The following is a 23645-nucleotide window of genomic DNA, read 5'->3' as shown; positions in this document are numbered from 1 at the left end:
TACTCATTACTCATTACTCATTACTCTGTACTCACTACTACCCCATAACCATTTTCCCCGCCAATCTGTTCCTTACCTATAAGATTTTTTAGCAAAATTTCGCTGATTTTTTTTGGCAATTCTAAAAAAATGCTTAAAATGCGATTGAGTAATGTAAGTTTTAACGTTAAATTTGAAAAGTTATGAATTTCGTTCCCAGTATGCTATTAAAGCAACTCTACACTCGTGGCAGTTTGCGTAACGCAAGCGATGGAGTTGTGTTTTCGGTGAAAAATCGTTTGAGCGATGCCAAACTTGTAGCCTTGAAAAAGGTAGAAATAGGCGACAAAAACATTCCTCTGAAAGATGTATTTGTAGATTTAGGCGACAATCGCATTCTTGCCGCCGAACAAATTTCGGAAAGCAATCCTATTGAATTTCCTTTGCGTAGAGCAATCAATGTTATTACCAAACAAGCCCCTTTACCCGAAGGCAAATACAAAGTAAAGATTGAATTTAAGGCAAGTCCTTTTGGTAGCTTGGAAATAAAAGTAGAAGATTCTATTGCCAAAGAAGATATGAGTATTGTCAAAATCCCTCGTAACGATTTGGACGACTACTCCGAAGAGGCAATCAAGGCGAGGCAGAAATTTATCAATGACTTTGTAAAAAAGAACGTTAATCCCGATTTTGAGGGGGTAAATCACATCACCAAATATTCTTTTGACCCCCACATCACACAGGGCAATTGCGAGCATTTTGTAGGAGTAGCCCAAGTGCCAATGGGTATAGCTGGACCGCTGAAAATCAATGGCGAACACGCCAAAGGAGAGTTCTTGATACCACTTGCTACTGCCGAAGGAACGCTTGTAGCTTCTTACAATCGTGGAATGAAGGTAATCAATTTGAGTGGTGGAGCTACTTGTACCGTGATAGGCGATGCTATGCAGAGGGCTCCTGTGTTTGTATTTGAGAATGCTCGCGAGGCTCGCGAATTTGAAAAATGGGTACAAGCCAACTTTAAGAAAATAGCCGAAGAAGCAGAAGCTACTTCCAGCGTTGCCAAATTGCAATACATAGATAGCTACCTTTCCAATAAATTTGCCTATTTGCGTTTCAATTATTCTACGGGTGATGCGGCGGGGCAGAATATGGTAGGGCGTGCTACTTTTGCCGCTTGCAGTTGGATTTTAGATGCTTATCCACAAGGAAAAATTAAAAATTTTTACTTGGAATCTAATTTTGCCACAGATAAAAAAGCCTCTCAAATCAATGTAATGCGTACGCGTGGCAAGCGTGTAGTGGCTGAATGTACTATCAAGAGAGAGGTGCTTACGCAAATTATGCGTGTAGAACCTGAACAGCTCGTATATCATTATCACGTTGCCAATGTAGGGGCAATACTTTCAGGTGCCAACAACAACGGCTTACATTCTGCCAATGGAATTACAGCAATGTTTATTGCCACAGGGCAAGATGTAGCCAATGTATCCGAATCTTCTGCGGGTATTATGTACTCCGAACTCACTCCCGAAGGTGATTTGTATATGAATATTACTATTCCTTCGCTGATTGTCGCTACCCACGGAGGAGGTATTAAGCTGGCTACGCAAAACGAATGTTTGCGTATGCTGGGCTGTGTAGGACGCGGCTCTGTGAATAAGTTTGCCGAAATTGTAGCAGGCGTGGTGCTGGCAGGGGAGATTTCGCTGGCTTCTGCGATTTCTTCTTCCGATTGGGTTTCCAGCCACGAACAATACGGCAGAAATAGATAATTGTTCAAAGAAAAGCCCTCATAGTAAAAATGAGGGCTTTTTGCTAAATCTTGTTTTCTTACAACCAATTTATGCCTTTTTGTAACAAGGCGAGCGTTTCGGCTTCTTTGGAGTTTGGTTCTGGGGTGAAACAATAATGCCATTCGGCTTGTTTGGGCAAACTCATCAAGATAGATTCTATTCTGCCATTGGTTTCCAATCCGAATTTTGTACCCACATCATACACCAAATTAAATTCTACATAACGTCCTCTGCGAATAAGTTGCCATTGTTTTTCTTTTTCGCCAAAAGGCAAATTTTTGTTTTTGGCAATCAAATGGCTGTAAATAGGAGCAAAACTCCTGCCAACATCAAGCACAAAGTCAAATAGTTTTTCTTTGCTAATCTCTTCATTTTCTTGCAATCTGTCAAAGAAAATGCCACCGATACCACGCGTTTCGTTACGATGTTTGATAAAGAAGTAGTCATCAGCCCATTGTTTGAATTTTGGGTAAAATTCGGGGTGATATTTATCGCAAACTTCTTTGAGTTTTTGGTGAAAAAAGCGAGCATCTTCTTTATCAATATAATGCGGTGTGAGGTCAATGCCACCACCAAACCAATAAATGAGTCTGTTATCGGCAGTCTGCATTTCAAAATAACGCACGTTCATATGAATAATAGGCACCATAGGGCTTTCGGGGTGCATTACAATAGAAACGCCTGTGGCAAGAAACTCTCCTTCGGGCATTTGCAATTTACTTGCCATTTGTGGGGTAAACGTACCGAATACTTTGGAAAAATTCACGCCTGCTTTTTCTAAAACATTGCCATTTTGCAAGATACGGGTAAGTCCGCCACCGCCTTCGGCTCTTTGCCATTCATCTTTGGAAAAAGTACCTTTGCCATCGGCTTTTTCTATGGCAGAGCAAATATCAGTCTGCAACTGCTGAAAAGCAGTTACTACTTCGTCTTGAAAGGTTTTATTTTGTGAGGATACCATAAAGAATTTCATTTTTGGAGCAATTTAGGCGTTTATGAAAAATAAGACCTTGACTTTTATCAATGCCACTACTGATTTTCATTGCACTTTTATACCAAAATTATTTGTGTTCAAAATGTTCAGGGTTTGATGTTCAAGCCTTTAAGGACTTTATCTCTCATTTTTTCTGTCTGACAACTATTTTCTAAAATCCTGTTTCCTGTTTTGTACAAACTATACCAAAACAATCACAATTAGTTCGTTTTCAAAACATAAATCAAACTAGAAGTATTTTGTTTGCCTGCTTTCAGATTGGAAAGAAAACCTTGCCAAAAAGCTCTTAAAAATTGTGTTTTGCCTGTTTGATAAAGGGTACTCATCAGGCTAATGTAGTAGGCATCAAAGGGCATTGGCAAAATTTCCTGAATTTGCAGATGATGTTTTTGGGAAAGAGCGAGTATATCTTTTTTGGAAAAATGCCAAAGATGACGAGGCACATCATAAGCCGCCCAAAAAGCACCAAAAACTTGGGCATCATAACTTTCTCGGTTGGGTAGGGCTATTACAAGTTTGCCTTTGGGTTTTAGCAAAGATGTAAGCTCTAAAATTATTTCATTGAGATTGGGAATATGCTCCAAAACGTGCCAAAGGGTAATAATATCAAATTGTGTGTTTCTAATTTCTTGCCAAGAGGCAAAAATAGATTGATTGGTATTTTCGGAAGCTATTTTACGAGCATTTTCATCGGGTTCAACCCCATCGGCTTGCCAGCCTGCTTGCAGTAGGGTTTTCAGAAAATAGCCCGTGCCACAGCCAAAGTCTAATAGGTTTCCTTTCTGAAAGTGATGAAGCCTTTCGATAAGCCGTAATTTACGTTTCAAAGCAATTTTTCTTACCCAATGGTACATTTGATTGATAAGTCCCTTTTGGGTGTCGGAGTGTGAAATATAATTTTCGGACTTGTAATAATTTCCCAACAAAGTTTGTAAGGGGCGTGGCGAAGTCAGTACAAAGCCGCAAGCAGAACATTTTTGCAGGTTGAATGTTTCACCGCTCACGGTATAATCTTTACAAGTAAGAAAAGGCTCAAAGAAAGTATTTTCGCAGATAGGGCAGACCTCAATATTTTCTAACATAGACGCACCAAAAGTAAATATACAACCAATCCGACTAAAAATGCTACCAGAAGCCCCCAAAAGATGAATGCTCCTGTTAGGGATATTCCCAATAGTGCCAAAATACCCCAATAAATCAGAAAACTAATAGCTCCACTGATAAATATGAAGGTAATCAGCCCAATCACTCCGCCCAAAATGAAAGCCGTAATAATGGCAAATAGAGGCACAATGTAAATAACATACAAAATGACGGCAAAAGCATTTTTGGGCGGTTTGGTGAGTTCAAAAAGTTCTACTCCCAGAGAGATAAGTTGCAAAGGCTCTTTCAAGAAACAGCCCAAACGTTGAAAAAATGGCTTATGTGTAGGTAGGCTATCGGTAGCTTGTATGGCTTTTCCAAATTTAAGATTTCTTTTTAACCTTGTATGTGAAACACTTGGGGAAATTTGTATAAGTTCTTTTTTTTCAGCAATTTCTATTTTTTTATGAACAATGTTTATAGATTGAATATTGTTTAATTTTGGTAAATCTGTATTTGATTTTGGTTCTGCCTGTAACCCTTCTGCAATATCCATTCTGATTTGCGACTCGTGAGTTTGGGCTTTTGCAAAAGAAAAAAGTAGAAAAAAAATAAAAAGAATAAGTTGAGGCTTCATTGGGTAAAACTTGTTTGCGAGGAAATTCTATATTTTTTTCTGCTCACCTTCGTATTTAGAAGGGCATTTCATCAGGATTTGCTTGGCGATAAACTTTTTATCTTTGTTGTAAGAGCCAACAATTACAATCTGTTCGGAACGCTCAAAATCTTGGGGTTTGGCATCGTTATAGTATATTTTTTCACGATTGCCTTTGTTATCAATCATTTCAAACACAAACAAGTTCGGATTGAGACGAGGCTCGTACTGCATACCTACTACTTTTCCCGACTTATCTTTGGGAAGCGTACCAACAATATGTAAATCTTTATCTTTGCCTTTGGCGTGTATTTCCTGAGCTACGGAAAAATCCACATACTCCGTAACACTGCCCATAGAGGTTATCAGTACCCCAACGGCAATTGCGATAGCAACAATAGCAACAATATGTGTAGGTTTCATTTTTGTAGAATTTTAGATTTCAACAGAAAAAGTTATTTCTTGGCTTCTTGAAAAGGATTTTTTTCACCAAAAATCTGCTTTTCCAATTTTTTTGTTTTTCTATCTAAATAAATCACATACCCCAAAAGTCCTATCATTACGATAGCAAGCACTGCTACTACAACGTAAAACTTGCTTTCGGTACGGAAAAACTCTTCAACGGCATTTTCTTGGCTTTGGGCAAAAAGATTGCCACCAATAAGCAAGAAAAAGAATAGAATAGCCCAAAAACGTTGTTTCATTATTTTTTTGATTAAATTTTTGCAAAGTTACAACAAAAGCCCCCAAAAATCAATGATTTTCATCAAGGTTTTTCGTTTTGCTTCTTGAAGCCAAAAGGGCAATGCTTACAGCCACTTTGGCAACAATAGCCACGTTTGAGATGATATTTTTCTGTAAAAACCATAAATCCTTGCTCGTTGTAGTAGTAGTCATCTTTTTCAAGAGTAGGCAAATTGTTTGTTTTTTTCTTTCCGAAATATGAAAACTCCATAATTTTTAATATTTTTGCAAATATACTTGCAAATACCCTTCAAACTTTTTTATTCAACGCAATGTAATACCAAAAAGTTTAATTTTATGACAACTACCACTTTAATTTCAACGCAAGAGGCTATTGCATTAGAGGAACGTTATGGTGCCCACAATTATCATCCTATTCCTGTGGTACTTGCCAAAGGAGAGGGTATTTTTCTTTGGGACGTTGAGGGCAAGAAATATTTTGATTTTCTTTCTGCTTATAGTGCTGTCAATCAGGGTCATTGCCACCCTCGTATCATATCGGCTCTTATAGAGCAAGCCCAAACGCTTACACTTACTTCAAGGGCATTTTACAATGATAAATTGGGCTTATGCGAAAAATATATGGCAGAATATTTTGGCTACGACAAAGTGCTAATGATGAACTCGGGAGCAGAAGCCAACGAAACCGCTTTGAAACTTGCCCGCAAATGGGGGTATCAGAAAAAAGGTATTCCCGAAAATCAGGCGATTATTGTGGCTGTACAACGAAATTTCCACGGTAGAACCCTGGCAATTGTTTCAGCTTCTACGGATAAAACAGCTACTCGCGATTTTGGTCCTTTTATGCCCGGCTATCAGATTATTCCTTACAACGATACAGAAGCATTAGAAAAAGCTCTTCAAAATCCGAATGTTTGTGGTTTTTGGGTTGAGCCTATTCAAGGTGAAGCGGGTGTTTTTGTTCCTGATGAAGGCTATCTTGCGAAATGTGCCGAGCTTTGTAAAAAATATAATGTATTGCTGATGATGGACGAGGTGCAAACAGGTATGGGGAGAACAGGTAAATTACTTGCCTCACATCACGAAAATGTACGTCCTGATATGCTTATTTTGGGTAAAGCTCTGTCAGGAGGCACCTATCCTATTTCTGCGGTGCTGGCTGATGATGAAGTGATGCTTTGCATAAAACCGGGCGAGCACGGCTCTACTTTTGGAGGCAATCCGCTGGCTTGTGCAATAGCAATGACTGCTTTACAGGTAATCAAAGACGAAAAACTCCCCGAAAATGCTGAAAAAGTGGGTATCCTTTTCCGCAGACGTATGCAAGAACTGATGCAACGCTATCCTGAAAAAATCAGTGCGGTACGTGGTAAAGGGCTTCTTAATGCAGTAGATATTAAAGAAAAAAATGGTAAAACCGCTTGGGATTTGTGCCTTGCAATGAAGGAAAAAGGCTTACTTGCTAAACCCACACACGGCGATAAAATTCGTTTTGCCCCACCGCTCATCATCAATGAAAATCAGATGAATGAGGCTTGTGATATTATTGCAGAGGCAGTAGCAGAGTATTGATGAGAAATGAACTTTTCCAGAAATTTTAATTTTGAGTGCAAATTATGCAAATAAATATTTTTGGTGAAGTTGAGCCATACGGACTGACTATTGAACAAGCGGCAAAAAAAGCCAATGTTTCGACTGCAACTATTCGGAACTGGATAAAAACGGGCTACTTAATTCAAAATAACAAAGGTTTGGTTTTACAAGAGTCTTTTGAAAAGTTTATGTCAGATGTTGCAGGTAAGGAAAAGCTGAAGGCACGGGCTAATAAACTACTCAAAGATGCTCATCTACATAAACATAAAGACAAACTCACCTTTATTCAAACGAAGTTTGGAGAAGATATAGGCAAGGAATATGAAAATTCCTTAACAGAATCTTACAGAAATAAAGAAGGAATTTACTACACACCTTCTTGGATTGTAAGAGATATGCTGAAAGATATACCTATACAGCCTAACTTTACTTTTTTAGACCCTTGTTGTGGTTCGGGTAATTTTATCATAGAGGCAATTAGAAAAGGAGTGCTACCTGAAAATGTCTATGGGTTTGATACAGACGAAAACGCTGTTTGGATTACCAAAAAACGCATTAAAGATGAATTTGGATTTGAGAGTAATAATATCAAGGTGGGTAATTTTTTAGAAGAAGCATATAAATTACAAAGAGGAAAAAGAAATTTTGACCTTATCTTTACTAATCCTCCTTGGGGAAAAAAAATTGAAAAGTCAGAAAAAAGAAAGTATGCTTCTGTGTATCAATGCGGCGATAGTTTGGATACAACCTCATTATTTTTAGGGGCAAGTTTATTATTGCTCAAACCCAATGGATATATGGGCTTTCTAACACAAGAAGCATTTTTTAATATAACTGCATTTGAATTTATCAGAAAAAAAGTTTTAGAGAAAAAGATATTGAAATTCACAGATTATGGAAAGGCTTTTAAGGGCTTGCTTACGAAGGCTCAGGCGATTATATTAGAAAATAAATTGGTAAAATTCAATGATAAGGTTGAATGTTGTACAGAAAATGCTACTTTTCAAAGAAGCATTCAATCTTTTATCCAAATGCCAAGACAAATACTTAATTTCTGGACAACAGAAGAAGAAGCAAAGGTTATCAAGCATCTATATTCTATTCAACATTTTACGCTGAAAAATAGGGCAACTTGGGCGTTGGGAATTGTTACAGGAAATAATAAAAAGTTTTGTATCAATGAACCCCGAGAAGGATATGTTCCAATCTACAAAGGTTCTGATATTACGAAATCTGGTTTGAAAGAACCCACCTGCTTTATTTTGAACGATTTTTCTAAGTTCCAGCAAGTTGCACCTATTGAACTTTATCAGTCCAAAGAAAAAGTTATTTATAGATTCATCTGCTCTGATTTGTGTTTTTATTTTGATACGGGGCAACATTACATTCTCAATAGTGCCAACTTGTTTATCCCTCAAAATATACCACTGAAAACACAACAACTCACCGAATTATTAAATAGTGAAGTTATGAATTGGCTTTTTAAGAAGCTTTTTGCAACGCACAAGGTGCTTAGAGGAGATTTAGAGCAACTTCCTATTCATTTTGAATACTTTGAAAAATATTCCGATTTTTCTGAAAACGCTTACTTGGATTATTTGCAACTTATTAAGACAGAAAATGGAACTTACAGAGTTAAAGAATAAAATTATTCAAAATTTTACTGGTTCACAAAAAGAGTTGGAGGAGGTACTGAAATTGCTTGAAAATGACAATTCTATTTTTCCTTTCAATGAATATGAATATTTGATTTGCAATCTGATTGAAAGAGGAGGACTTACCTACGAGCAGTATCTTGAAATAAGAACTGAATATATTGACGCAAACCCTAATCTATGGATTTTTGAAATATCTGCTCCCAGAGACTTTGGAGAGAAATTTGCACAGACTTATATTCAGGGGATATGTCCTACGCTGAAAAAACCTAACAAAAAAATAGACCCCAATTATTCAGGCGACTATGACTTTTGTTTAGATGGAATAAGAATAGAGGTCAAGGCTTCAAGAGCCGTAGATAAAAATAGTGAAGAACCTCTTTATATGAAAGCTCTCGCAAGAAATACGCAAAAGAGTTTTTTAATGAATTTTCAGCAGCTAAAAATACAATGTTGTGATGTATTTATTTGGCTTGCAGTTTTTAGAGATAAAATTGTCATTTGGGTTATGAGCAGCAAAGAGGTTTTAGACAATCCTGCTTATTCCAAAGGTCAGCATAGAGGTAACATAGGTAATGAAGGACAGTTGCATATACATCAAGACAATATTCACTTTTTTGATAAATATGAGTTGAAAGAGGCTAATTTAGAGCTGGCAATAAGAAAAGCCGCACAAAGAAATAAATAGTGCTTTATCAATCCTGTTATGCCTAATAAAAATCAACTTCTTCGCTATTTGATTATTGACGAGCTTTTGCGTAACCGACAGCATAAATTTCCTACCAAAGAGCGTATTATTGAAACTATTCAAGAGCGAACTGATACCGACTACTCGGTTTCTGCTTTTGAAAAAGATCTTAAAATTATGCGTGAGCAGTTTGGTGCCCCCATTGAATTTCATAATTTGGAAAGAGGTTATTTTTATGGCTATAAACAGAAGAATAAAAGAGGAGAAATACATTACGAAATAGATAGAGAGTATCGGTTTATGTCTATTAGTCTTTCACAAAAAGACCTTGTAGCCCTCAATTTTGCCGAATCCATTTTACAAAGTTTCAAAAATAGTCAGATTTTTGAAGATTTTTCTGATGCTATCAACAAAGTATTAGATGCCGTAGAAGTAGGCAAGCAACTCAAAGATTCGTCCCGCAAAATGCACGATTTTATTCAACCCGAAAATGCTACTTATCCCGAAGGAAGAAAATGGCTGGGGGATATTTTATGGGCTATTAAGAATTACAAACAAATTGAGTTTGCCTATAAAAAATTTATGCAAAAAAAAGCGGAGTCAAGAGTTTTGCACCCTTATTTGCTTAAAGAGTTTAAGGGAAGGTGGTATGTAATTGGCTATAACCCTGATAAAGAACGAATAGCTACTTTTGCCTTAGATAGAATACAAATGCTGAAAATTAGCGATTTTAGCGTCCTTTATCCCGAAAAGTTAGGTTTTGAGGCAGAGGATTTTTATCAAAATTGTTACGGAATTACGCGTTTGCAAAATGAGAAAGTAGAGGAAATTATTTTATCTTTCTCACCTTTTGTGGGGCATTATCTTAAAAGCAAACCTTTGCATCATACACAAAAAGTTTTGGTAGATAATGATAGTGAGTTTCGGATTAGCCTGCACCTTATCATCAATCCTGATTTAGTGAGCGAACTTTTGAGCTATGGAAAAAACTTGAAAGTGCTTGCCCCTGAACGATTGAGGCAAATTATCAAAGAAGAACTGCAAGAAACTTTGAAAAAGTATTAAAAAAACTTTTGTAAATGAAAACTAAAAAACTTTCACCCTAAAAGAGTGAAAGTTTTTTAGCTGAGAGTGGCAACATAGCTGTAAGCTATATTGCCACTAAACTCTACTTATCCGATTTCATTTTATCAAAATTATTGTTGGCATTATTGGTACGTGGGAAAGTATTGTTGTTAGTTTCTACGTCTGCGGTTTCCAACTTGGGGTCTAACTGAAACTGCACTACTTCTTTATCAGTAACAATGAGTTTATTGATTTCTTTGTGGTTCATACGCCAAATTTCGGCAGGGAATTTTTCTATTTGTTTAGAACCATCTTTGAAAGTCATTTCAACAATCAGAGGCATAACAAGTTCGCCATTGTTTTTAATTTTCAAAACGTAGAAATTCTTTTCAGGACTTACAGAAGCCTTTTCCTTATCGGTAAGGCGTATGCCCATTTGGTCAATACGTCTGAACATTTCATCTGTCTTGAGTTCTTTGGCGGGGAAAATAGCATTAGAGGACGAAGTATTGCCTGAAAACTTTGTCTTGTAGAGCGTAACAGCTTCAATGCTTGGCTCATAGAAATCAATGGTATAGAACCAGCCTCTCCAAAACCAATCTAAATCTACTCCCGAAGCATCTTCCATAGTACGGAAAAAGTCAGCAGGTTCGGGGTGTTTGAATTTCCATTTTTGAGCATATTGCTTGAAGGCAAAATCAAAGAGTGTGGGACCCATTACGGTTTCTCTTAGGATATTGAGAGCAGTAGCAGGTTTGCCATAGGCATTGTTACCAAATTGTTTGATTTGCTCCGAGTTGGTCATTATAGGTACTTGGGTATCTGGGGCGGATTTCATATAGCTCACAATATTGGCGGCAGGACCGCGACGAGAAGGATAGGGGTCTCTTTTGAGGTCTTTTGTCCAAGAAGCATCAGGTAATTCTTGCTCGGCACGGAACTGCAAAAATGAGTTTAACCCTTCATCCATCCAAGACCACTGACGCTCATCAGAATTGACAATCATAGGGAAATAATTATGACCAACTTCGTGGATAATTACTGATACCATTGAATATTTAATGCGGTCATTGGCTTGTTTTACTTTTTCTATCTCTTCTTTGGAAGCATTTGCAGGCAAAGGAATAGGTCTGCCACCATTAAAGCAAATCATAGGATATTCCATACCAAAAACAGGTCCGTGTACTGAAATAGCCACAGGGTAGGGGTAATCAAAGGTGTATTTGGAGTAAATGTTGAGCGTGTGAGCTACTACCCAAGTAGATTTTTCACCCCATAGAGGGTTTCCTTCTTTGGGGTAATAAGACATTGCCCACACTCTTTTATTGCCATTAGGAACTTGGAATGCGTCCCAAATAAACTTTCTTGAGCTTGCCCAAGCAAAATCACGTACATTTTCAGCTTTGAATTTCCATAATTTACGTGCTGTTGAGCGACTTTTTTCATTTTTTATGGCTTCTTCAGGTGTAACAATTAGCACAGGGGCTTGGGCGTTTTTAGCTTGCTCCCAGCGTTGTATTTGGGTAGGTGTAAGCACTTCTTTGGGGTTTTGCAATTCACCAGTAGCGGCAACTATATGGTCGGCAGGGACATCAATATTTACTTCATAATCGCCAAATACCAAAGCAAACTCGCCTCTGCCCAAAAACTGCTTGTGTTGCCAACCATACACATCACTATACACGCACATACGAGGAAACCATTGAGCAATTTCGTACAAATAATTATCATCTTCGGGGAAATATTCAAAACCACTTCTACCGCCCATTTTTTCGGCATCTATAACATAAAAATTCCAATCTATGTTGAAAGTAAATTTATCGCCTTTTTTGAGTGGGCGTGGCAAATCCACTCTCATCATTGTTGCATTGATAGTATAAACCAGAGGTTTATTGGTGGCATCTGTTACCGAAGTAATATTAAAGCCGTGAGGTGAATTGCTACTGGTTACCCAAGACATTAGCCCTCGAGGGTTGTTTTCCAAGTCATAAGCATCAGTTTTGTAGGTGTTGGATTCTTTGGCAAACATATTTTGGTCTAATTGTAACCAAAGGTAACGCAATTCATTAGGCGAATTGTTGTAGTAGGTAATGGTTTCAGAACCTTTAATCCATTGTTTGGTGTCGTCAAGACTGACATTGATTTTGTAATCGGCTTTTTGTTGCCAATATTCGTGCCCAGGCGAGCCATCGGCGGTACGGAAGTTATTGGGTGTGGGCAGTAAGTATTCCAACTGCTCAAACTTTGAGCCTATTACTTGTGAAAAACTTGGCAAATAAGCAATTAGGGCAAGTAGTAAAAGCGATACAGATTTCATTGCATTGAGGTTTTAGAAAATACAAATTTACTCAGAAACGCAAAATTAGCAAAATTATGATAGAAATGTTTGGATAATTTCACAAAAAAAGCCTCCTTTTAGGCGGAGGCTTGATATTGCTGTTTGAGGCGGGCATACACCACGGGTGGTGTGAGCGAATTATCAATGCGTGTTTCTACTAAATGCGGAAAACTACTGATAAACGTAGAGAGCTTGCCGTATTTGATACCTTTCTTACGTAAAACGGCTCCAATTTCTGCAAGGTTTGCCCAGCCGAGTTCGTTGGTACATTGATGAATAGCCTCACGCAAGGCATTTTCCATTACTTGACGTTCCATAATATACAAGTTTTTTTCGTTGAATAGAATTAAACTTTTTAGAAAAACTTTAATTCGGCGAAAAACCGAATATTATGTGTTACGCAAATTTACGAAAAATGTTATCTTTATGCAAAATTTATTTTATTTTTTTGCAAACTGTTTTTCATTAAACTCCTCATAGATTTTATCGGGCAGGGGATTATTGATTTGAGGCTGTGTAGGGCGAGGCTTCTCCCAATCCAAATATCCTTTCACCCAAACGTATGCCAGTCCGAGTGCTAAAATTAGGATAAAAACAAACATTTCGCCCAAAGCCAGCCAAGTCCAAGAGCCTTGGGTAGCTTCAAAATATTCCTTTTTACCAAAAACTGCACTCCAAGGGAAAAGAAACACAATTTCTACATCAAAAATGAGAAAAATAAGAGCTACTACATAGTAGCGAATAGGGAAGTTGAGCCAAGCCGAGCCGATAGTCGCTTCGCCACACTCATAAGTGCTTAATTTTTCAGGATTAGGTTTTTTGGGGCGTAGCAGAGTAGCAATTCCCAAGCTAATGAGCAAAAACAAAATTGCACCCACTATAAAAACAAGGATTTTGCCAAATTCTGAAAGCATTATCAAAGAATTTGTACAAAACTAAAAAATATCTGCAAAATTTTCAAATTATTGCCATTTCGCAGGTATATCAAAACTGATTTGGGCTTGAATGTTAGAAAGAATGACAAGCAAAGCCAAACTCATTCCGTAGAGCTCTACTTTCTGAAAGGCAAAAATAATTCCCCAAGCTACCAGTGCCGTGATAGTGAAAGTAATGCTACCTCTCAGAAAATAAGTGAGCCAAAGATGAAAAACAGGCTTTTCTACAAAAAAGGACGTATATTTTTCCTGCAAAAACTTATAGAAAGAAATAACTTTATCTGAAAAAATGGCTATCAAAGTGGAAAATAAGAGGGTTATTAGTAAATCAGTTCGGTAGTAGCTTACGCCATTTTTTAGCCAAAAGTTGGGCAAAAAGATGTATGAAACCAGTCCTATCAACACTATTTGTAAAAAAACAATAACCATTTGCCAGCGGCTATGATGTTTCATCAGAATAGCCGATAGTAGGGTAATAAAAGTAATCAGTAGGGGTATAATTGTAAATACCCACCGATTGCCATACATTTGTGAAAGAATTAGACTACCCAGTAGCACCACTATCCACAAATCTAATCTTTCATTGCTAATATGCGGATTTTGAAGCGGGGCAGGGTGTAAGCCTAATCGGTATTGCCAGAAACGAAGTGCCAAAAATACAATTCCCAAGCCTAAAAATACCGCCGAGAGCAAAGCCAGTAGAAGCACTACATTACCAAAAAAACCTTGATAAAAGTGTAGTAAAAAGGTATTGAGTAGTAATGCTCCTGCCATTCCTGCAACACTTAAAGGCGAACCTTCCCAAAAAAGACTAAAAAAATGGATTTTTTGAGATAAGATGCGATACTGCAAGAGTTCTTTTACAAATACTTGCAAAAACCACCAAGCAACATTGAGCCAAAAAAAGGTTTGTAAAACATTATCCCTGACAGCACTACCCGTAGCCAAAAGTACCAAAGCAGAAATGAGAATAACAAAGGCTAATTTGTATTCATTGCGTAAAAAGTAAAGAACCTGATAAGCTACAATACGCTTAAATTGGGCTAATTTATGGGCTTCCAATCGTACTACCTGTCTAATTACCTGCCAGCCCGACCATAAGAGCGTTACCAAACTCCACCAATACAACTGCTCCATAGTTATTTCAAAATGGTTTCGCTTGCAAAATTACCATTTTGAAAGGTGGGTTTTATTACTTTTCCTATAAAAGTTTTGCTTTTTTGCTTCAATAACTAAAAATTTTGTACTTTTCAAAGATTAAACTTGTATTTTGTGGGAAAATATTAGGCAAACTGAACTCTCTGTTTCTGATTTTTAGCAAAATATTGTAGAGCCAAAAGTAGCATTATGTAAAAAGGAATAAAAGGAATACGATAGCGGTCTAATGAGCCGTAATTTCCACTGCCTACACCTGTTCCGAAAGCGAGAATTAGCGTGAAAATCAAGCAAAAGACTAAAAAAGGTTTACTGAAAAGAATTTTAAAAAATTTGAAAAAGCCTGTCTTAAAGAAGGTTTGCAAGGTAAGTAAAAGAATAAAAGTCGCTTGCAAACTTGCCAGTAGCATCAAAGGGTTTCTAACTTGCCACAAAAAAGGCTGGAATAGCGAAACCGTAACTGCCGCAGGAAATTTACTAATCACACTGCCAAGTGTGCCGTCATATTCTCCCAAAGAGTAACTTGCACTGCCCGATACAGCGTTCCATTCGGTATTGGTTTTGGTAGTTTGCCCAATTTCTTCAAAGGAAAAACGAGTACCTTCGGTAAGTTTGCTTACAGCAATATACCCCACAGGCACGGAAGCCAAGAGTACGATTGGCAAAATCAAAATACGTATCAGGGCTATTCGGATTTTATTCCGATACTCCAAGAGTAGCCAAGTTGCCGCCGCAGGCAAAAAGCACATAGCTACATAAATCTTTACTTCTTGCATTAGCCAAAGTGCTACTATCAGGATAAGTGTATTTTTAAGCATTTTTTGTTTCTTGATAAAAGCAAAGTAAAAGGCATAAAAAGCCCAACCCAAAGCACTTACAATGAGGGTGTCTTTCATCAAGCCCGAACCCCAAAAAAATGCAGAGGGCATCATAAAACAAGCAAAAGCAATCTTGTTGTAAAGCGAGGGATACATATCCACCATTGCCCTATACATTGCCCAAACTCCTGTAAAGCCAATGAAAGCAAAAATAAAAGCATTTGCCAAATATGTATGGTAAGTGAGGAAGCCCAAAAGAGCAGAGAGTTTTACCACTACCATTGAGTGTTTGTCGGTGTAAAAATATAAATAAGGGGTATAGCTTTGCGTAGAGGGGTTAGGCGTGCCCGGCTTATCTAAAATAATTTGTAAGCCAATATCAAATCTATCCCAAAAAGAGTTCCAAATAATAGCACTATCGTGAAAGAAATTAAAGGTATCTCCACCTCCATAGTAAAACTGATACACACAAGCAAAAGCCACACAGCCAAAAAAACGTAAATGTAATGCCTTGAAATAATATTTTTTAGTAAGTGGATTGGTAAGTTTGGCTTTACGGCTGTATGCAATGCCATAAAGAATAAGCAAAAAAATAGGAGCTATGAGCAAATCTTGAATGGTCATCGTTTGTTACAAAAATCAACCATAAAGATAGGCAGTTTTTGAATAAATGAAAAGCAGAAATCAAGAAATATTTGGAAACCAAGAGGTAAAAAAACTTCTCGGTTTATGTTTTTATTTCTTTCATCAGTTCGTTGGCTACCACTTGCCCCGAAATAATAGTAGGGGGTACGCCAGGACCAGGCACAGTGAGTTGCCCTGTAAAATACAAATTTCTGACTTTTTTGCTTTTCAGCGAAGGCTTGAGAATGGCAGTTTGCATCAGCGTATTGGCAAGTCCATAAGCATTGCCTCGGAAAGAATGGTAATCATTCAAAAAATCTTTGTGAGCATAGCTTTTCTTGAAAATGACTGCATCTAAAACGCTCTGCCCTGTAAGTTTTTCTAAACGCTTCATTATCAGATGGTAGTAATGCTCGCGTATTTCTTCTTTATCTTCCAAACCTACTGCCACAGGAATAAGCAAAACTAAATTTTCTTTACCTTCGGGAGCAACCGAGGAGTCTGTTTGTGAGGTAGCCGAAAGGTAAAAAAGAGGTTTAGAAGGCCATTGGGGTTTGGTGTAAATTTCGTGAGCGTGCAAGTCTAGTTCTTCGTCGAAGCATAAAACGTGATGTTCTATGTTTTGAAGCCTTTTATTCAAACCTACATAATACAGCAAAGATGAAGGCGACATAATGCGTTTTTGCCAATAGCTTTCACTATAATTGCGATAAGGTTTCTCTAAAATTTCTTGCTCTACGTGATGATAATCAGCTCCTGCTACAATGGCATCGGCTTCAAAAGTGCTTTGGTTGGTGATAACACGGGTAGCCTTTCCATTTTCAACTACAATTTTTTGCACCTCCTGATTGTAGAGTATTCGTACGCCTTGTTCTTGTGCCAGCGAAGCCATTGCTTTTACTACTTCATACATTCCACCCATAGGATACCACGTTCCCAGTGCCATATCGGCATAATTCATTAAGCTATACAGAGCAGGGGTATTTTGTGGAATAGCTCCCAAAAATAAAATAGGAAATTCCACGAGTTTGAGCAGTTTGGGGTGTGAAAAATACTTGCGGATATGTTTGTGGAAAGATTCAAAAATATTCATTCGTATCATATCTATAAGCAAACGGAAATCAACAAACTCCCAAATAGAACGGCTTGGCTTATAGACTAAATTGTTGATACCCACTTCATACTTGTAGGCAGATTGCTTCAAAAACTCTTTCAGTTTTTGGCTACTGCCTTTTTCATAACTTTCAAAGAGTTCGTATAAATCATTCAGATTTGCGGGAACATTGATATAATCATTTTCGCCAAAATATACTCTATACGAAGGGTCAAGGCGTTTGAGGGTATAATAATCGCTTACTTTTTTACCAAATCGGGCAAAGTAGCGTTCAAAAACATCAGGCATCCAATACCAGCTGGGTCCCATATCAAAGGTAAAACCTTCTGCTTGCAAAATATTAGCTCTACCGCCTGCTTTATCGTTTTTTTCTAATAATGTAACCGCAAAACCTTGATGAGCCAGAGTAGTAGCGGCGGCAAGTCCTGCAAACCCTGCTCCAATGACGATAACCTTTTTTTTAGACATTAGAACTATTGCTTTGAAATGTTGAGAAACAAGAAACAAGAGCTAAGAAAGAGGAATATTAAAACCTTACGCCCTTGAATCTTAAACTACTTTCACGGCGGTTTTTATCATACTTTGCACTTCTTGGGCAATTTGTTCAGGGGCAAAACCTGCTTCTCGGTGTAATTCAAGCTGTGTGCCGTGTTCATAGACTTTATCTTCCATACCCAAGCGTTTTACCTGAATATGGGTATAGCCATTATCAGCAATCCATTCTAAAATAGCACTGCCAAAGCCCCCCATCAAACAGCCATCTTCCACGGTGAGGATTTTATCAAATTTTTGGCAGATTTCGTGTAAAAGCTCGCTATCTAGTGGTTTTACAAAACGCATATCGTAGTGAGCGGGACTTAGACCTTCCTTTTCAAGTGTTTTACAAGCCTCTACGGCATAATTGCCAATATGCCCAATGGTAAGAATAGCGACTTCTTCACCCTCTTTGATTTTCCGACCTTTGCCTATGGGCAACCTTTCTAATGGAGTACGCCAATTGGGCATTACTCCTTCACCTCTCGGATAGCGAATAGAAAAGGCTCTTTTGCCGTTTTCTTCCATATCCAGCATAGCCGTATACATTAGGTTGCGGAGTTCTTGCTCATTCATAGGAGCGGAAACAATCATATTCGGAAGGCAACGCATATAAGCAATATCGTAGGCTCCGTGATGCGTAGGACCGTCTGCACCTGCGAAGCCTGCTCTATCCATACAGAAAATTACAGGAAGCTCTTGTATGCAAACATCGTGAATAACTTGGTCATAAGCTCTCTGCATAAATGTAGAGTAAATATTGCAGAAAGGAATAAGCCCTTGGGTGGCAAGTCCTGCTGAAAAGGTTACGGCGTGTTGCTCGCAAATGCCTACATCAAAGGCTCTTTCGGGCATTTCTTTCATCATAATATTCATAGATGAACCCGAAGGCATAGCAGGCGTTATTCCCATTACTTTGGGATTGATTTTGGCGAGTTCTACCAGCGTATGTCCAAATACATCTTGATATTTAGGAGGTTGGGGTGTAGTATAAACTTTCTTATGAATTTCACCTGTAACTTTATCAAAAGTACCGGGAGCGTGCCATTTGGTTTGGTCTTGCTCGGCAAGGGCATAACCTTTTCCTTTTACGGTTACGCAATGCAGAATTTTAGGACCTTGTATATTTTTCAAATCAGAAAGTACGTGATAGAGGTGGTCAATGTCGTGTCCGTCTATAGGACCGAAATAACGCAAGCCCAAAGCCTCAAAAAGATTACTATGTTTGAGCAAACCTGCTTTCAGGGCATTTTCTATTTTAGAAATCATTTCACGTGTGAATTTGCCCAAAGCGTTTTTACCCAAAATTTTCCAAACCTCGTCTTTGAGTTTGTTGTAAGTGGAGGAGGTAGTAATATCCGTTAGGTAGTCTTTCAAAGCCCCTACATTGGGGTCTATGGACATACAATTATCGTTGAGAATGATAAGGATATTTGCACCTGATACACCCGCATTATTCATTCCTTCAAAGGCTATACCGCCTGTCAGGGCACCATCGCCAATGACGGCAATATGTTGGCGGTCAGTTTCGCCTTTGTATTTAGAGGCTATTGCCATTCCGAGAGCGGCGGAAATAGAAGTAGAGGAATGTCCTACGCCAAAAGCATCGTAAATGCTTTCTTTTCTTTTGGGAAAGCCCGAAATGCCACCATAGACGCGATTGGTATGAAAAACTTTACGTCTTTCAGTAAGGATTTTATGCCCATACGCCTGATGACCTACGTCCCAAACAAGTTGGTCGTAAGGGGTGTTGAAAACGTAATGCAAGGCTACGGTAAGCTCTACAACACCCAAACTCGCCCCAAAATGCCCTCCATATACCGAAACTACATCAATGATGTAATCTCGTAATTCTTGGGCAACTTGTGGTAATTGGTGAGGGTGCAATTTGCGTAAATCTGCGGGGTTTTCAATTTGAGCCAGTAGCTTTCCCGGTTCTATAAGCATAAAATTTTGGTTTAGGTGAAAATACAATGCTTAAACGAAATTGAGCCAAAAATGTTTGGAAATAACAATGCAAAAGTACAGATTTTTTAGGAAAAATTATGAAGGCAGAGGATTTTTTTGCATAAAATACTTTCTTGATTGTTTCAGGATAAAAGTTTGCCATTTTTGAAACTTTACCAAAAAGAATGTATTTTTGCAAGCTAACATTTTGAACTTATGAAATTCAAATCTGATAGAAATAAAACGCTTACTTTGAATAATGAGGAGGCTTCTTACTTGGAAAAAAAACTTATTCAAGTAGAAAAACCTGTTGATTATCAAGAAATAATGAATAAGACTATTTGGGGAAATAGTTTGGAAATATTACGATTCTTGCCTTCTGCTTTTGTAGATTTAGCTATCATTGACCCACCCTATAACTTGGATAAAGATTTTGGCGAACTGAAATTCAGCAAAATGACAGATGAGGAGTACGAAACCTATCTTGAAAGTTGGTTTCCTGATATAATACGTTTACTCAAACCGAATGCGTCTCTTTATATTTGCGGAGATTGGAAAAATAGCCACAGTCTTTACAACGTGCTTAAAAAGTATTTAAAGGTCAGAAATCGCATTACTTGGCAGAGAGAAAAAGGGAGAGGAGCCTTAAAGAATTGGAAGAACTGCACCGAAGATATTTGGTTTGCCACCGTGAGCGAAGATTATTACTTTGATGTAGAGTCAGTAAAGATGAAACGAAAAGTAATTGCTCCCTACAAAGAAAATGGCAAGCCCAAAGATTGGCAAGAAACCGAGCAGGGAAATTTTAGACTTACATATCCTTCTAATTTTTGGGACGACATAACTATTCCGTATTGGTCTATGCCAGAAAATACCGAACATCCTACCCAAAAGCCCGAAAAACTAATTGCTAAACTCATTTTAGCAAGTTCTTCGCCTAATGCGATTGTATTTGACCCCTTTTTAGGTTCAGGTACAACTTCTGTGGTAGCTAAAAAACTTGGTAGAAACTTTTGTGGCATAGAAATTAACAAAGAATATTGCTTGTGGGCTGAAAAAAGACTGATGTTGGCAGAAACAGATAAACGTATTCAGGGCTATGCTGATGGAGTTTTTTGGGAAAGAAATACTTTGTCTTTTCAACAAAATACAAGTAAAAAAAGGAATAATACCAACAAAGATATTATTTCACTTTTTGATGATACTGCCTTATGAGTAAAATTTTGCCAATTGCGAGCCAAATAGAAACGCAAATTCTAAAAGCTATCAATAGTCAGGAAAATTTAATGAGTGAATTCACTCTCAATAGTACGAGAGCAGTAGGTGATGCTATTCAGGATTTTCTTGCCAAAGAATTTATACATTTTTTGCCTAAAAATCTATTGCAAGAATACAATGAAAGTTTTGCTCGTAGATCTATGGCTGATTTTGCTTTTCTTGATATTGATAATAATTTTTATGCAATAGATTGTAAAACCCACAATATCCATACTAATTTCAATATGCCCAATCTAACATCAGTAGAGCGTATTGCACGCTTTTATGAAGATAGAAAGAATTACTTTATGCTACTTATGATTGCTTATCAAATAAAAAAACAAAAAGTTAGAGCAGAAAAGTGTATTTTCGCCCCTATTGAATATATTGATTGGTCTTGCCTTACAATTGGGGCTTTGGGTTGGGGACAAGTTCAAATTAGCAATTCTAATCAAATTACTATTAACCCTAAACAAACTCGTAAAACTTGGATGCTCAATCTTTGTGAAGCTGTCCTTAGTTTTTATCCCCGTGAAATTGCAAAAATCAAAGAAAGAATAATCCATTTTGAGAAAATAAAAGATTTTTGGGAAAATCAAAGCGAAAGCTAAAAACTACTTCACATTCCCCAGTTGTTCTTTCAGAGCGATAATTTCATCACGGAGGCGGGCGGCACTGATAAAATCCAGCTCTTTGGCGGCTTTTTCCATTGCTTTTTGGGTTTCTTTCAAAAGTTTTTCTAAATCATTTCTTGACATAGCTTTCACTACGGGGTCTGCAAAGGGGCTAATATTTTCTGCCTCTACATAATATTTCTTGACATTCTTTTTGGCATCTGCCACTTTGGTTTGCTCTAAAATAGCCTCTTTGCTTTTGAAAATGGTTTTAGGCGTGATGTTGTGGGCTATATTGTAGCTCATTTGCATTTTACGGCGTCTTTGCGTTTCGCTGATTGCCTTTTCCATTGATTGTGTAATTTTATCGGCATACATAATTACCCGACCATCGGCATTTCGGGCGGCTCTGCCTATGACTTGTATCAAGGAGCGTTCATCGCGTAAAAAGCCTTCTTTATCTGCGTCCATAATGGCTACTAATGCCACTTCGGGCAAATCTAAACCTTCTCGCAAAAGATTAACCCCTACAAGTACATCAAAAACACCTAAACGCAGTTCTCGTAAAATTTCAACTCTATCTAATGCTTTTACTTCGGAATGAATGTATCTGCCCTTGATACCGACTTTTTCTAAATATTTGGAGAGTTCTTCAGCCATACGCTTGGTGAGCGTAGTTACCAGCACTCTACCACCTTTTTCAATAGTTTTTTGGATTTCATCAAGCAAATCATCAATTTGATGAAGGCTGGGTTTTACGATAATTTCAGGGTCTAAAAGTCCTGTGGGGCGAATAATTTGTTCTACAACAACTCCTTCCGAGTTTTTGAGTTCATAGCTTTGGGGGGTAGCACTTACGTAAATTACCTGATGCAATAGTTCCTCAAATTCTTCAAATTTCAAGGGGCGATTATCCAGAGCTGAAGGCAAACGAAAGCCATATTCTACAAGATTAACTTTGCGAGAGCGGTCGCCGCCATACATTGCCTTGATTTGCGGAATGGTTACGTGGCTCTCATCTACTACCAAAAGGAAATCTTTGGGGAAATAGTCTAAAAGGCAGAAAGGTCTTTCACCGGACTTTCTGCCGTCGAAGTAGCGAGAATAATTTTCAATGCCTGAGCAATAGCCAAGTTCTCTCATCATTTCCAAGTCAAATTCGGTACGTTCTTTGAGGCGTTGGGCTTCGGTGAACTTACCTTCACGCTCAAAAAGGGCAACTTGTGCCACTAAATCCTTTTGTATTTGTTCAATGGCTTGGTGCAAGGTTTCTTGTCCTGTTACGAAAAGGTTGGCAGGATAGATAGCAATTTGTTTTTCATCGGATATTTTTTTGCCTGTCGGTGGGTCAATAATTTGGATTTTTTCGATTTCGTCCTCAAAAAAATAAATGCGATAGGCAAAATCGGCGTAGGCTACAAATATATCTACGGTATCGCCTTTCACTCTGAAATTTCCTCTTTGGAACTCGGCTTCGGTACGGCTGTACAAAATATTGTTGAGTGCATAAAGAAATTGATTTCTCGTAAGGCGTTGTCCTGTTTTAAGATGAATGACATTTTTGCCAAACTCTTGTGGATTGGCAATACCATAGATGCAAGAAACCGAAGCAACTACAATCACATCACGCCTTCCCGAAAGCAGTGCAGAGGTAGCTCGAAGACGCAACTTTTCAATTTCGTCGTTTATGGAAAGGTCTTTTTCAATGTAAGTATCGGTAGCGGGAATGTAGGCTTCGGGCTGGTAGTAGTCGTAATAAGAGATAAAATATTCTACGGCATTGTTGGGGAAAAATTGTTGCAATTCGCCGTAGAGTTGGGCGGCGAGGGTTTTGTTGTGGCTTAGCACCAACGTAGGTTTTTGAATTTCTTGGATAACATTAGCCATGGTAAAAGTTTTTCCCGAACCCGTAACGCCAAGCAAGGTTTGGTGTTGTTCGCCATTTTGCAGTCCTTCTACAAGTTTTCTGATAGCTTGGGGCTGGTCGCCTGTGGGTTGAAAATCGCTAACAAGTTGAAACATAACAAAACAGGGAGTAAAGAGTAAAGAGTAAAGAATAAGGAGTAAAGAGTAAAGAGTAAAGAGTAAAGAGTAAA

Annotated in this window: 21 protein-coding genes; 7 read left to right on the top strand and 14 right to left on the bottom strand. The window is 37.9% G+C overall.

Translation table 11 applies throughout. The features are described 5' to 3' along the window. Window positions 1-182 precede the first annotated feature (182 nt). Entirely contained in the window at window positions 183-1754 is a 1572-nt protein-coding gene (locus ACWITO_RS02070) for a hydroxymethylglutaryl-CoA reductase (protein WP_448528348.1), read from the top strand. Between the two features lie 58 nt (window positions 1755-1812). On the opposite strand, the gene hemF is transcribed toward ACWITO_RS02070, so the two are convergent. The 6 genes from hemF to ACWITO_RS02040 all read right to left on the bottom strand — a co-directional run bounded on the left by hemF (window position 1813) and on the right by ACWITO_RS02040 (window position 5462). After that, entirely contained in the window at window positions 1813-2736 is a 924-nt protein-coding gene (gene hemF / locus ACWITO_RS02065) for an oxygen-dependent coproporphyrinogen oxidase (protein ID WP_448528347.1), read from the bottom strand. Window positions 2737-2969: 233 nt separating this feature from the next. Then, entirely contained in the window at window positions 2970-3851 is an 882-nt protein-coding gene (locus ACWITO_RS02060; protein ID WP_448528346.1) for a class I SAM-dependent methyltransferase, read from the bottom strand. Next, on the bottom strand, window positions 3845-4489 hold the full coding sequence (locus tag ACWITO_RS02055) for a hypothetical protein (RefSeq protein WP_448528345.1): 645 nt from the start codon (window positions 4487-4489) through the stop codon (window positions 3845-3847). Before ACWITO_RS02055 ends, ACWITO_RS02060 begins: the two co-directional genes overlap by 7 nt. Before the next feature lie 27 nt (window positions 4490-4516). Further along, window positions 4517-4930 (bottom strand): cytochrome c maturation protein CcmE domain-containing protein, encoded by a 414-nt coding sequence (locus tag ACWITO_RS02050; RefSeq protein WP_448528344.1) that lies wholly within the window; start codon window positions 4928-4930, stop codon window positions 4517-4519. Window positions 4931-4962: 32 nt separating this feature from the next. Beyond that, the gene (locus ACWITO_RS02045) at window positions 4963-5211 is read right to left on the bottom strand and encodes a CcmD family protein (protein ID WP_448528343.1); all 249 of its coding nucleotides are present in this window, start codon (window positions 5209-5211) and stop codon (window positions 4963-4965) included. Between the two features lie 62 nt (window positions 5212-5273). Next, on the bottom strand, window positions 5274-5462 hold the full coding sequence (locus ACWITO_RS02040) for a DUF5522 domain-containing protein (RefSeq protein ID WP_448528342.1): 189 nt from the start codon (window positions 5460-5462) through the stop codon (window positions 5274-5276). A gap of 86 nt (window positions 5463-5548) precedes the next feature. On the opposite strand from ACWITO_RS02040, the gene rocD reads away from it, so the two are divergent. The 4 genes from rocD to ACWITO_RS02020 are packed head-to-tail and all read left to right on the top strand — an operon-like array spanning window position 5549 to window position 10213. Then, window positions 5549-6784 (top strand): ornithine--oxo-acid transaminase, encoded by a 1236-nt coding sequence (rocD, locus tag ACWITO_RS02035; protein ID WP_448528341.1) that lies wholly within the window; start codon window positions 5549-5551, stop codon window positions 6782-6784. Window positions 6785-6828: 44 nt separating this feature from the next. Next, a complete protein-coding gene (locus ACWITO_RS02030) occupies window positions 6829-8451 on the top strand; it encodes a TaqI-like C-terminal specificity domain-containing protein (RefSeq protein ID WP_448528340.1) in 1623 nt (540 codons plus the stop codon). Further along, entirely contained in the window at window positions 8426-9148 is a 723-nt protein-coding gene (locus ACWITO_RS02025; protein WP_448528339.1) for a hypothetical protein, read from the top strand. The genes ACWITO_RS02030 and ACWITO_RS02025 overlap by 26 nt, the downstream gene beginning before the upstream one ends. 18 nt (window positions 9149-9166) lie before the next feature. Further along, window positions 9167-10213, top strand: coding sequence for a helix-turn-helix transcriptional regulator (locus ACWITO_RS02020; RefSeq protein WP_448528338.1), 1047 nt, complete (start codon window positions 9167-9169; stop codon window positions 10211-10213). 103 nt (window positions 10214-10316) lie between these two features. On the opposite strand, the gene ACWITO_RS02015 is transcribed toward ACWITO_RS02020, so the two are convergent. The 7 genes from ACWITO_RS02015 to dxs all read right to left on the bottom strand — a co-directional run bounded on the left by ACWITO_RS02015 (window position 10317) and on the right by dxs (window position 19678). Next, window positions 10317-12530, bottom strand: coding sequence for a M1 family metallopeptidase (locus tag ACWITO_RS02015; protein WP_448528337.1), 2214 nt, complete (start codon window positions 12528-12530; stop codon window positions 10317-10319). A 98-nt stretch (window positions 12531-12628) separates the two neighbouring features. Further along, window positions 12629-12868 (bottom strand): OST-HTH/LOTUS domain-containing protein, encoded by a 240-nt coding sequence (locus ACWITO_RS02010; RefSeq protein ID WP_448528336.1) that lies wholly within the window; start codon window positions 12866-12868, stop codon window positions 12629-12631. Window positions 12869-12991: 123 nt separating this feature from the next. After that, on the bottom strand, window positions 12992-13465 hold the full coding sequence (locus ACWITO_RS02005; RefSeq protein WP_448528335.1) for an NADH-quinone oxidoreductase subunit A: 474 nt from the start codon (window positions 13463-13465) through the stop codon (window positions 12992-12994). 48 nt (window positions 13466-13513) lie between these two features. Continuing rightward, entirely contained in the window at window positions 13514-14623 is a 1110-nt protein-coding gene (locus ACWITO_RS02000; RefSeq protein WP_448528334.1) for a hypothetical protein, read from the bottom strand. Between the two features lie 146 nt (window positions 14624-14769). After that, window positions 14770-16083, bottom strand: a complete 1314-nt coding sequence (locus ACWITO_RS01995) for a hypothetical protein (RefSeq protein ID WP_448528333.1) — start codon at window positions 16081-16083, stop codon at window positions 14770-14772. Window positions 16084-16186: 103 nt separating this feature from the next. Then, window positions 16187-17665 (bottom strand): phytoene desaturase family protein, encoded by a 1479-nt coding sequence (locus ACWITO_RS01990; protein WP_448528332.1) that lies wholly within the window; start codon window positions 17663-17665, stop codon window positions 16187-16189. An 81-nt stretch (window positions 17666-17746) separates the two neighbouring features. Continuing rightward, entirely contained in the window at window positions 17747-19678 is a 1932-nt protein-coding gene (gene dxs, locus ACWITO_RS01985; RefSeq protein ID WP_448528331.1) for a 1-deoxy-D-xylulose-5-phosphate synthase, read from the bottom strand. A 216-nt stretch (window positions 19679-19894) separates the two neighbouring features. Here dxs and ACWITO_RS01980 point away from each other — a divergent pair, with 216 nt between their 5' ends. Next, a complete protein-coding gene (locus tag ACWITO_RS01980; protein ID WP_448528330.1) occupies window positions 19895-20893 on the top strand; it encodes a DNA-methyltransferase in 999 nt (332 codons plus the stop codon). A gap of 71 nt (window positions 20894-20964) precedes the next feature. After that, complete coding sequence (locus tag ACWITO_RS01975; protein ID WP_448528329.1) at window positions 20965-21546, top strand: hypothetical protein; 582 nt, start codon at window positions 20965-20967, stop codon at window positions 21544-21546. 3 nt (window positions 21547-21549) lie between these two features. On the opposite strand, the gene uvrB is transcribed toward ACWITO_RS01975, so the two are convergent. Further along, the gene (uvrB, locus tag ACWITO_RS01970; protein WP_448528349.1) at window positions 21550-23571 is read right to left on the bottom strand and encodes an excinuclease ABC subunit UvrB; all 2022 of its coding nucleotides are present in this window, start codon (window positions 23569-23571) and stop codon (window positions 21550-21552) included. Window positions 23572-23645 lie beyond the last annotated feature (74 nt).

It is taken from the genome of Raineya sp., assembly GCF_053497555.1.
This window is presented reverse-complemented; position numbering and strand designations above follow the sequence as displayed.

Bases quoted from the DNA above. Each gene is read 5' to 3' on its own strand.
- ACWITO_RS02070 (WP_448528348.1), top strand. From the start codon at position 183: ATGAATTTCGTTCCCAGTATGCTATTAAAGCAACTCTACACTCGTGGC.
- hemF (WP_448528347.1), bottom strand. From the start codon at position 2,736: ATGGTATCCTCACAAAATAAAACCTTTCAAGACGAAGTAGTAACTGCT.
- ACWITO_RS02060 (WP_448528346.1), bottom strand. From the start codon at position 3,851: ATGTTAGAAAATATTGAGGTCTGCCCTATCTGCGAAAATACTTTCTTT.
- ACWITO_RS02055 (WP_448528345.1), bottom strand. From the start codon at position 4,489: ATGAAGCCTCAACTTATTCTTTTTATTTTTTTTCTACTTTTTTCTTTT.
- ACWITO_RS02050 (WP_448528344.1), bottom strand. From the start codon at position 4,930: ATGAAACCTACACATATTGTTGCTATTGTTGCTATCGCAATTGCCGTT.
- ACWITO_RS02045 (WP_448528343.1), bottom strand. From the start codon at position 5,211: ATGAAACAACGTTTTTGGGCTATTCTATTCTTTTTCTTGCTTATTGGT.
- ACWITO_RS02040 (WP_448528342.1), bottom strand. From the start codon at position 5,462: ATGGAGTTTTCATATTTCGGAAAGAAAAAAACAAACAATTTGCCTACT.
- rocD (WP_448528341.1), top strand. From the start codon at position 5,549: ATGACAACTACCACTTTAATTTCAACGCAAGAGGCTATTGCATTAGAG.
- ACWITO_RS02030 (WP_448528340.1), top strand. From the start codon at position 6,829: ATGCAAATAAATATTTTTGGTGAAGTTGAGCCATACGGACTGACTATT.
- ACWITO_RS02025 (WP_448528339.1), top strand. From the start codon at position 8,426: ATGGAACTTACAGAGTTAAAGAATAAAATTATTCAAAATTTTACTGGT.
- ACWITO_RS02020 (WP_448528338.1), top strand. From the start codon at position 9,167: ATGCCTAATAAAAATCAACTTCTTCGCTATTTGATTATTGACGAGCTT.
- ACWITO_RS02015 (WP_448528337.1), bottom strand. From the start codon at position 12,530: ATGAAATCTGTATCGCTTTTACTACTTGCCCTAATTGCTTATTTGCCA.
- ACWITO_RS02010 (WP_448528336.1), bottom strand. From the start codon at position 12,868: ATGGAACGTCAAGTAATGGAAAATGCCTTGCGTGAGGCTATTCATCAA.
- ACWITO_RS02005 (WP_448528335.1), bottom strand. From the start codon at position 13,465: ATGCTTTCAGAATTTGGCAAAATCCTTGTTTTTATAGTGGGTGCAATT.
- ACWITO_RS02000 (WP_448528334.1), bottom strand. From the start codon at position 14,623: ATGGAGCAGTTGTATTGGTGGAGTTTGGTAACGCTCTTATGGTCGGGC.
- ACWITO_RS01995 (WP_448528333.1), bottom strand. From the start codon at position 16,083: ATGACCATTCAAGATTTGCTCATAGCTCCTATTTTTTTGCTTATTCTT.
- ACWITO_RS01990 (WP_448528332.1), bottom strand. From the start codon at position 17,665: ATGTCTAAAAAAAAGGTTATCGTCATTGGAGCAGGGTTTGCAGGACTT.
- dxs (WP_448528331.1), bottom strand. From the start codon at position 19,678: ATGCTTATAGAACCGGGAAAGCTACTGGCTCAAATTGAAAACCCCGCA.
- ACWITO_RS01980 (WP_448528330.1), top strand. From the start codon at position 19,895: ATGAAATTCAAATCTGATAGAAATAAAACGCTTACTTTGAATAATGAG.
- ACWITO_RS01975 (WP_448528329.1), top strand. From the start codon at position 20,965: ATGAGTGAATTCACTCTCAATAGTACGAGAGCAGTAGGTGATGCTATT.
- uvrB (WP_448528349.1), bottom strand. From the start codon at position 23,571: ATGTTTCAACTTGTTAGCGATTTTCAACCCACAGGCGACCAGCCCCAA.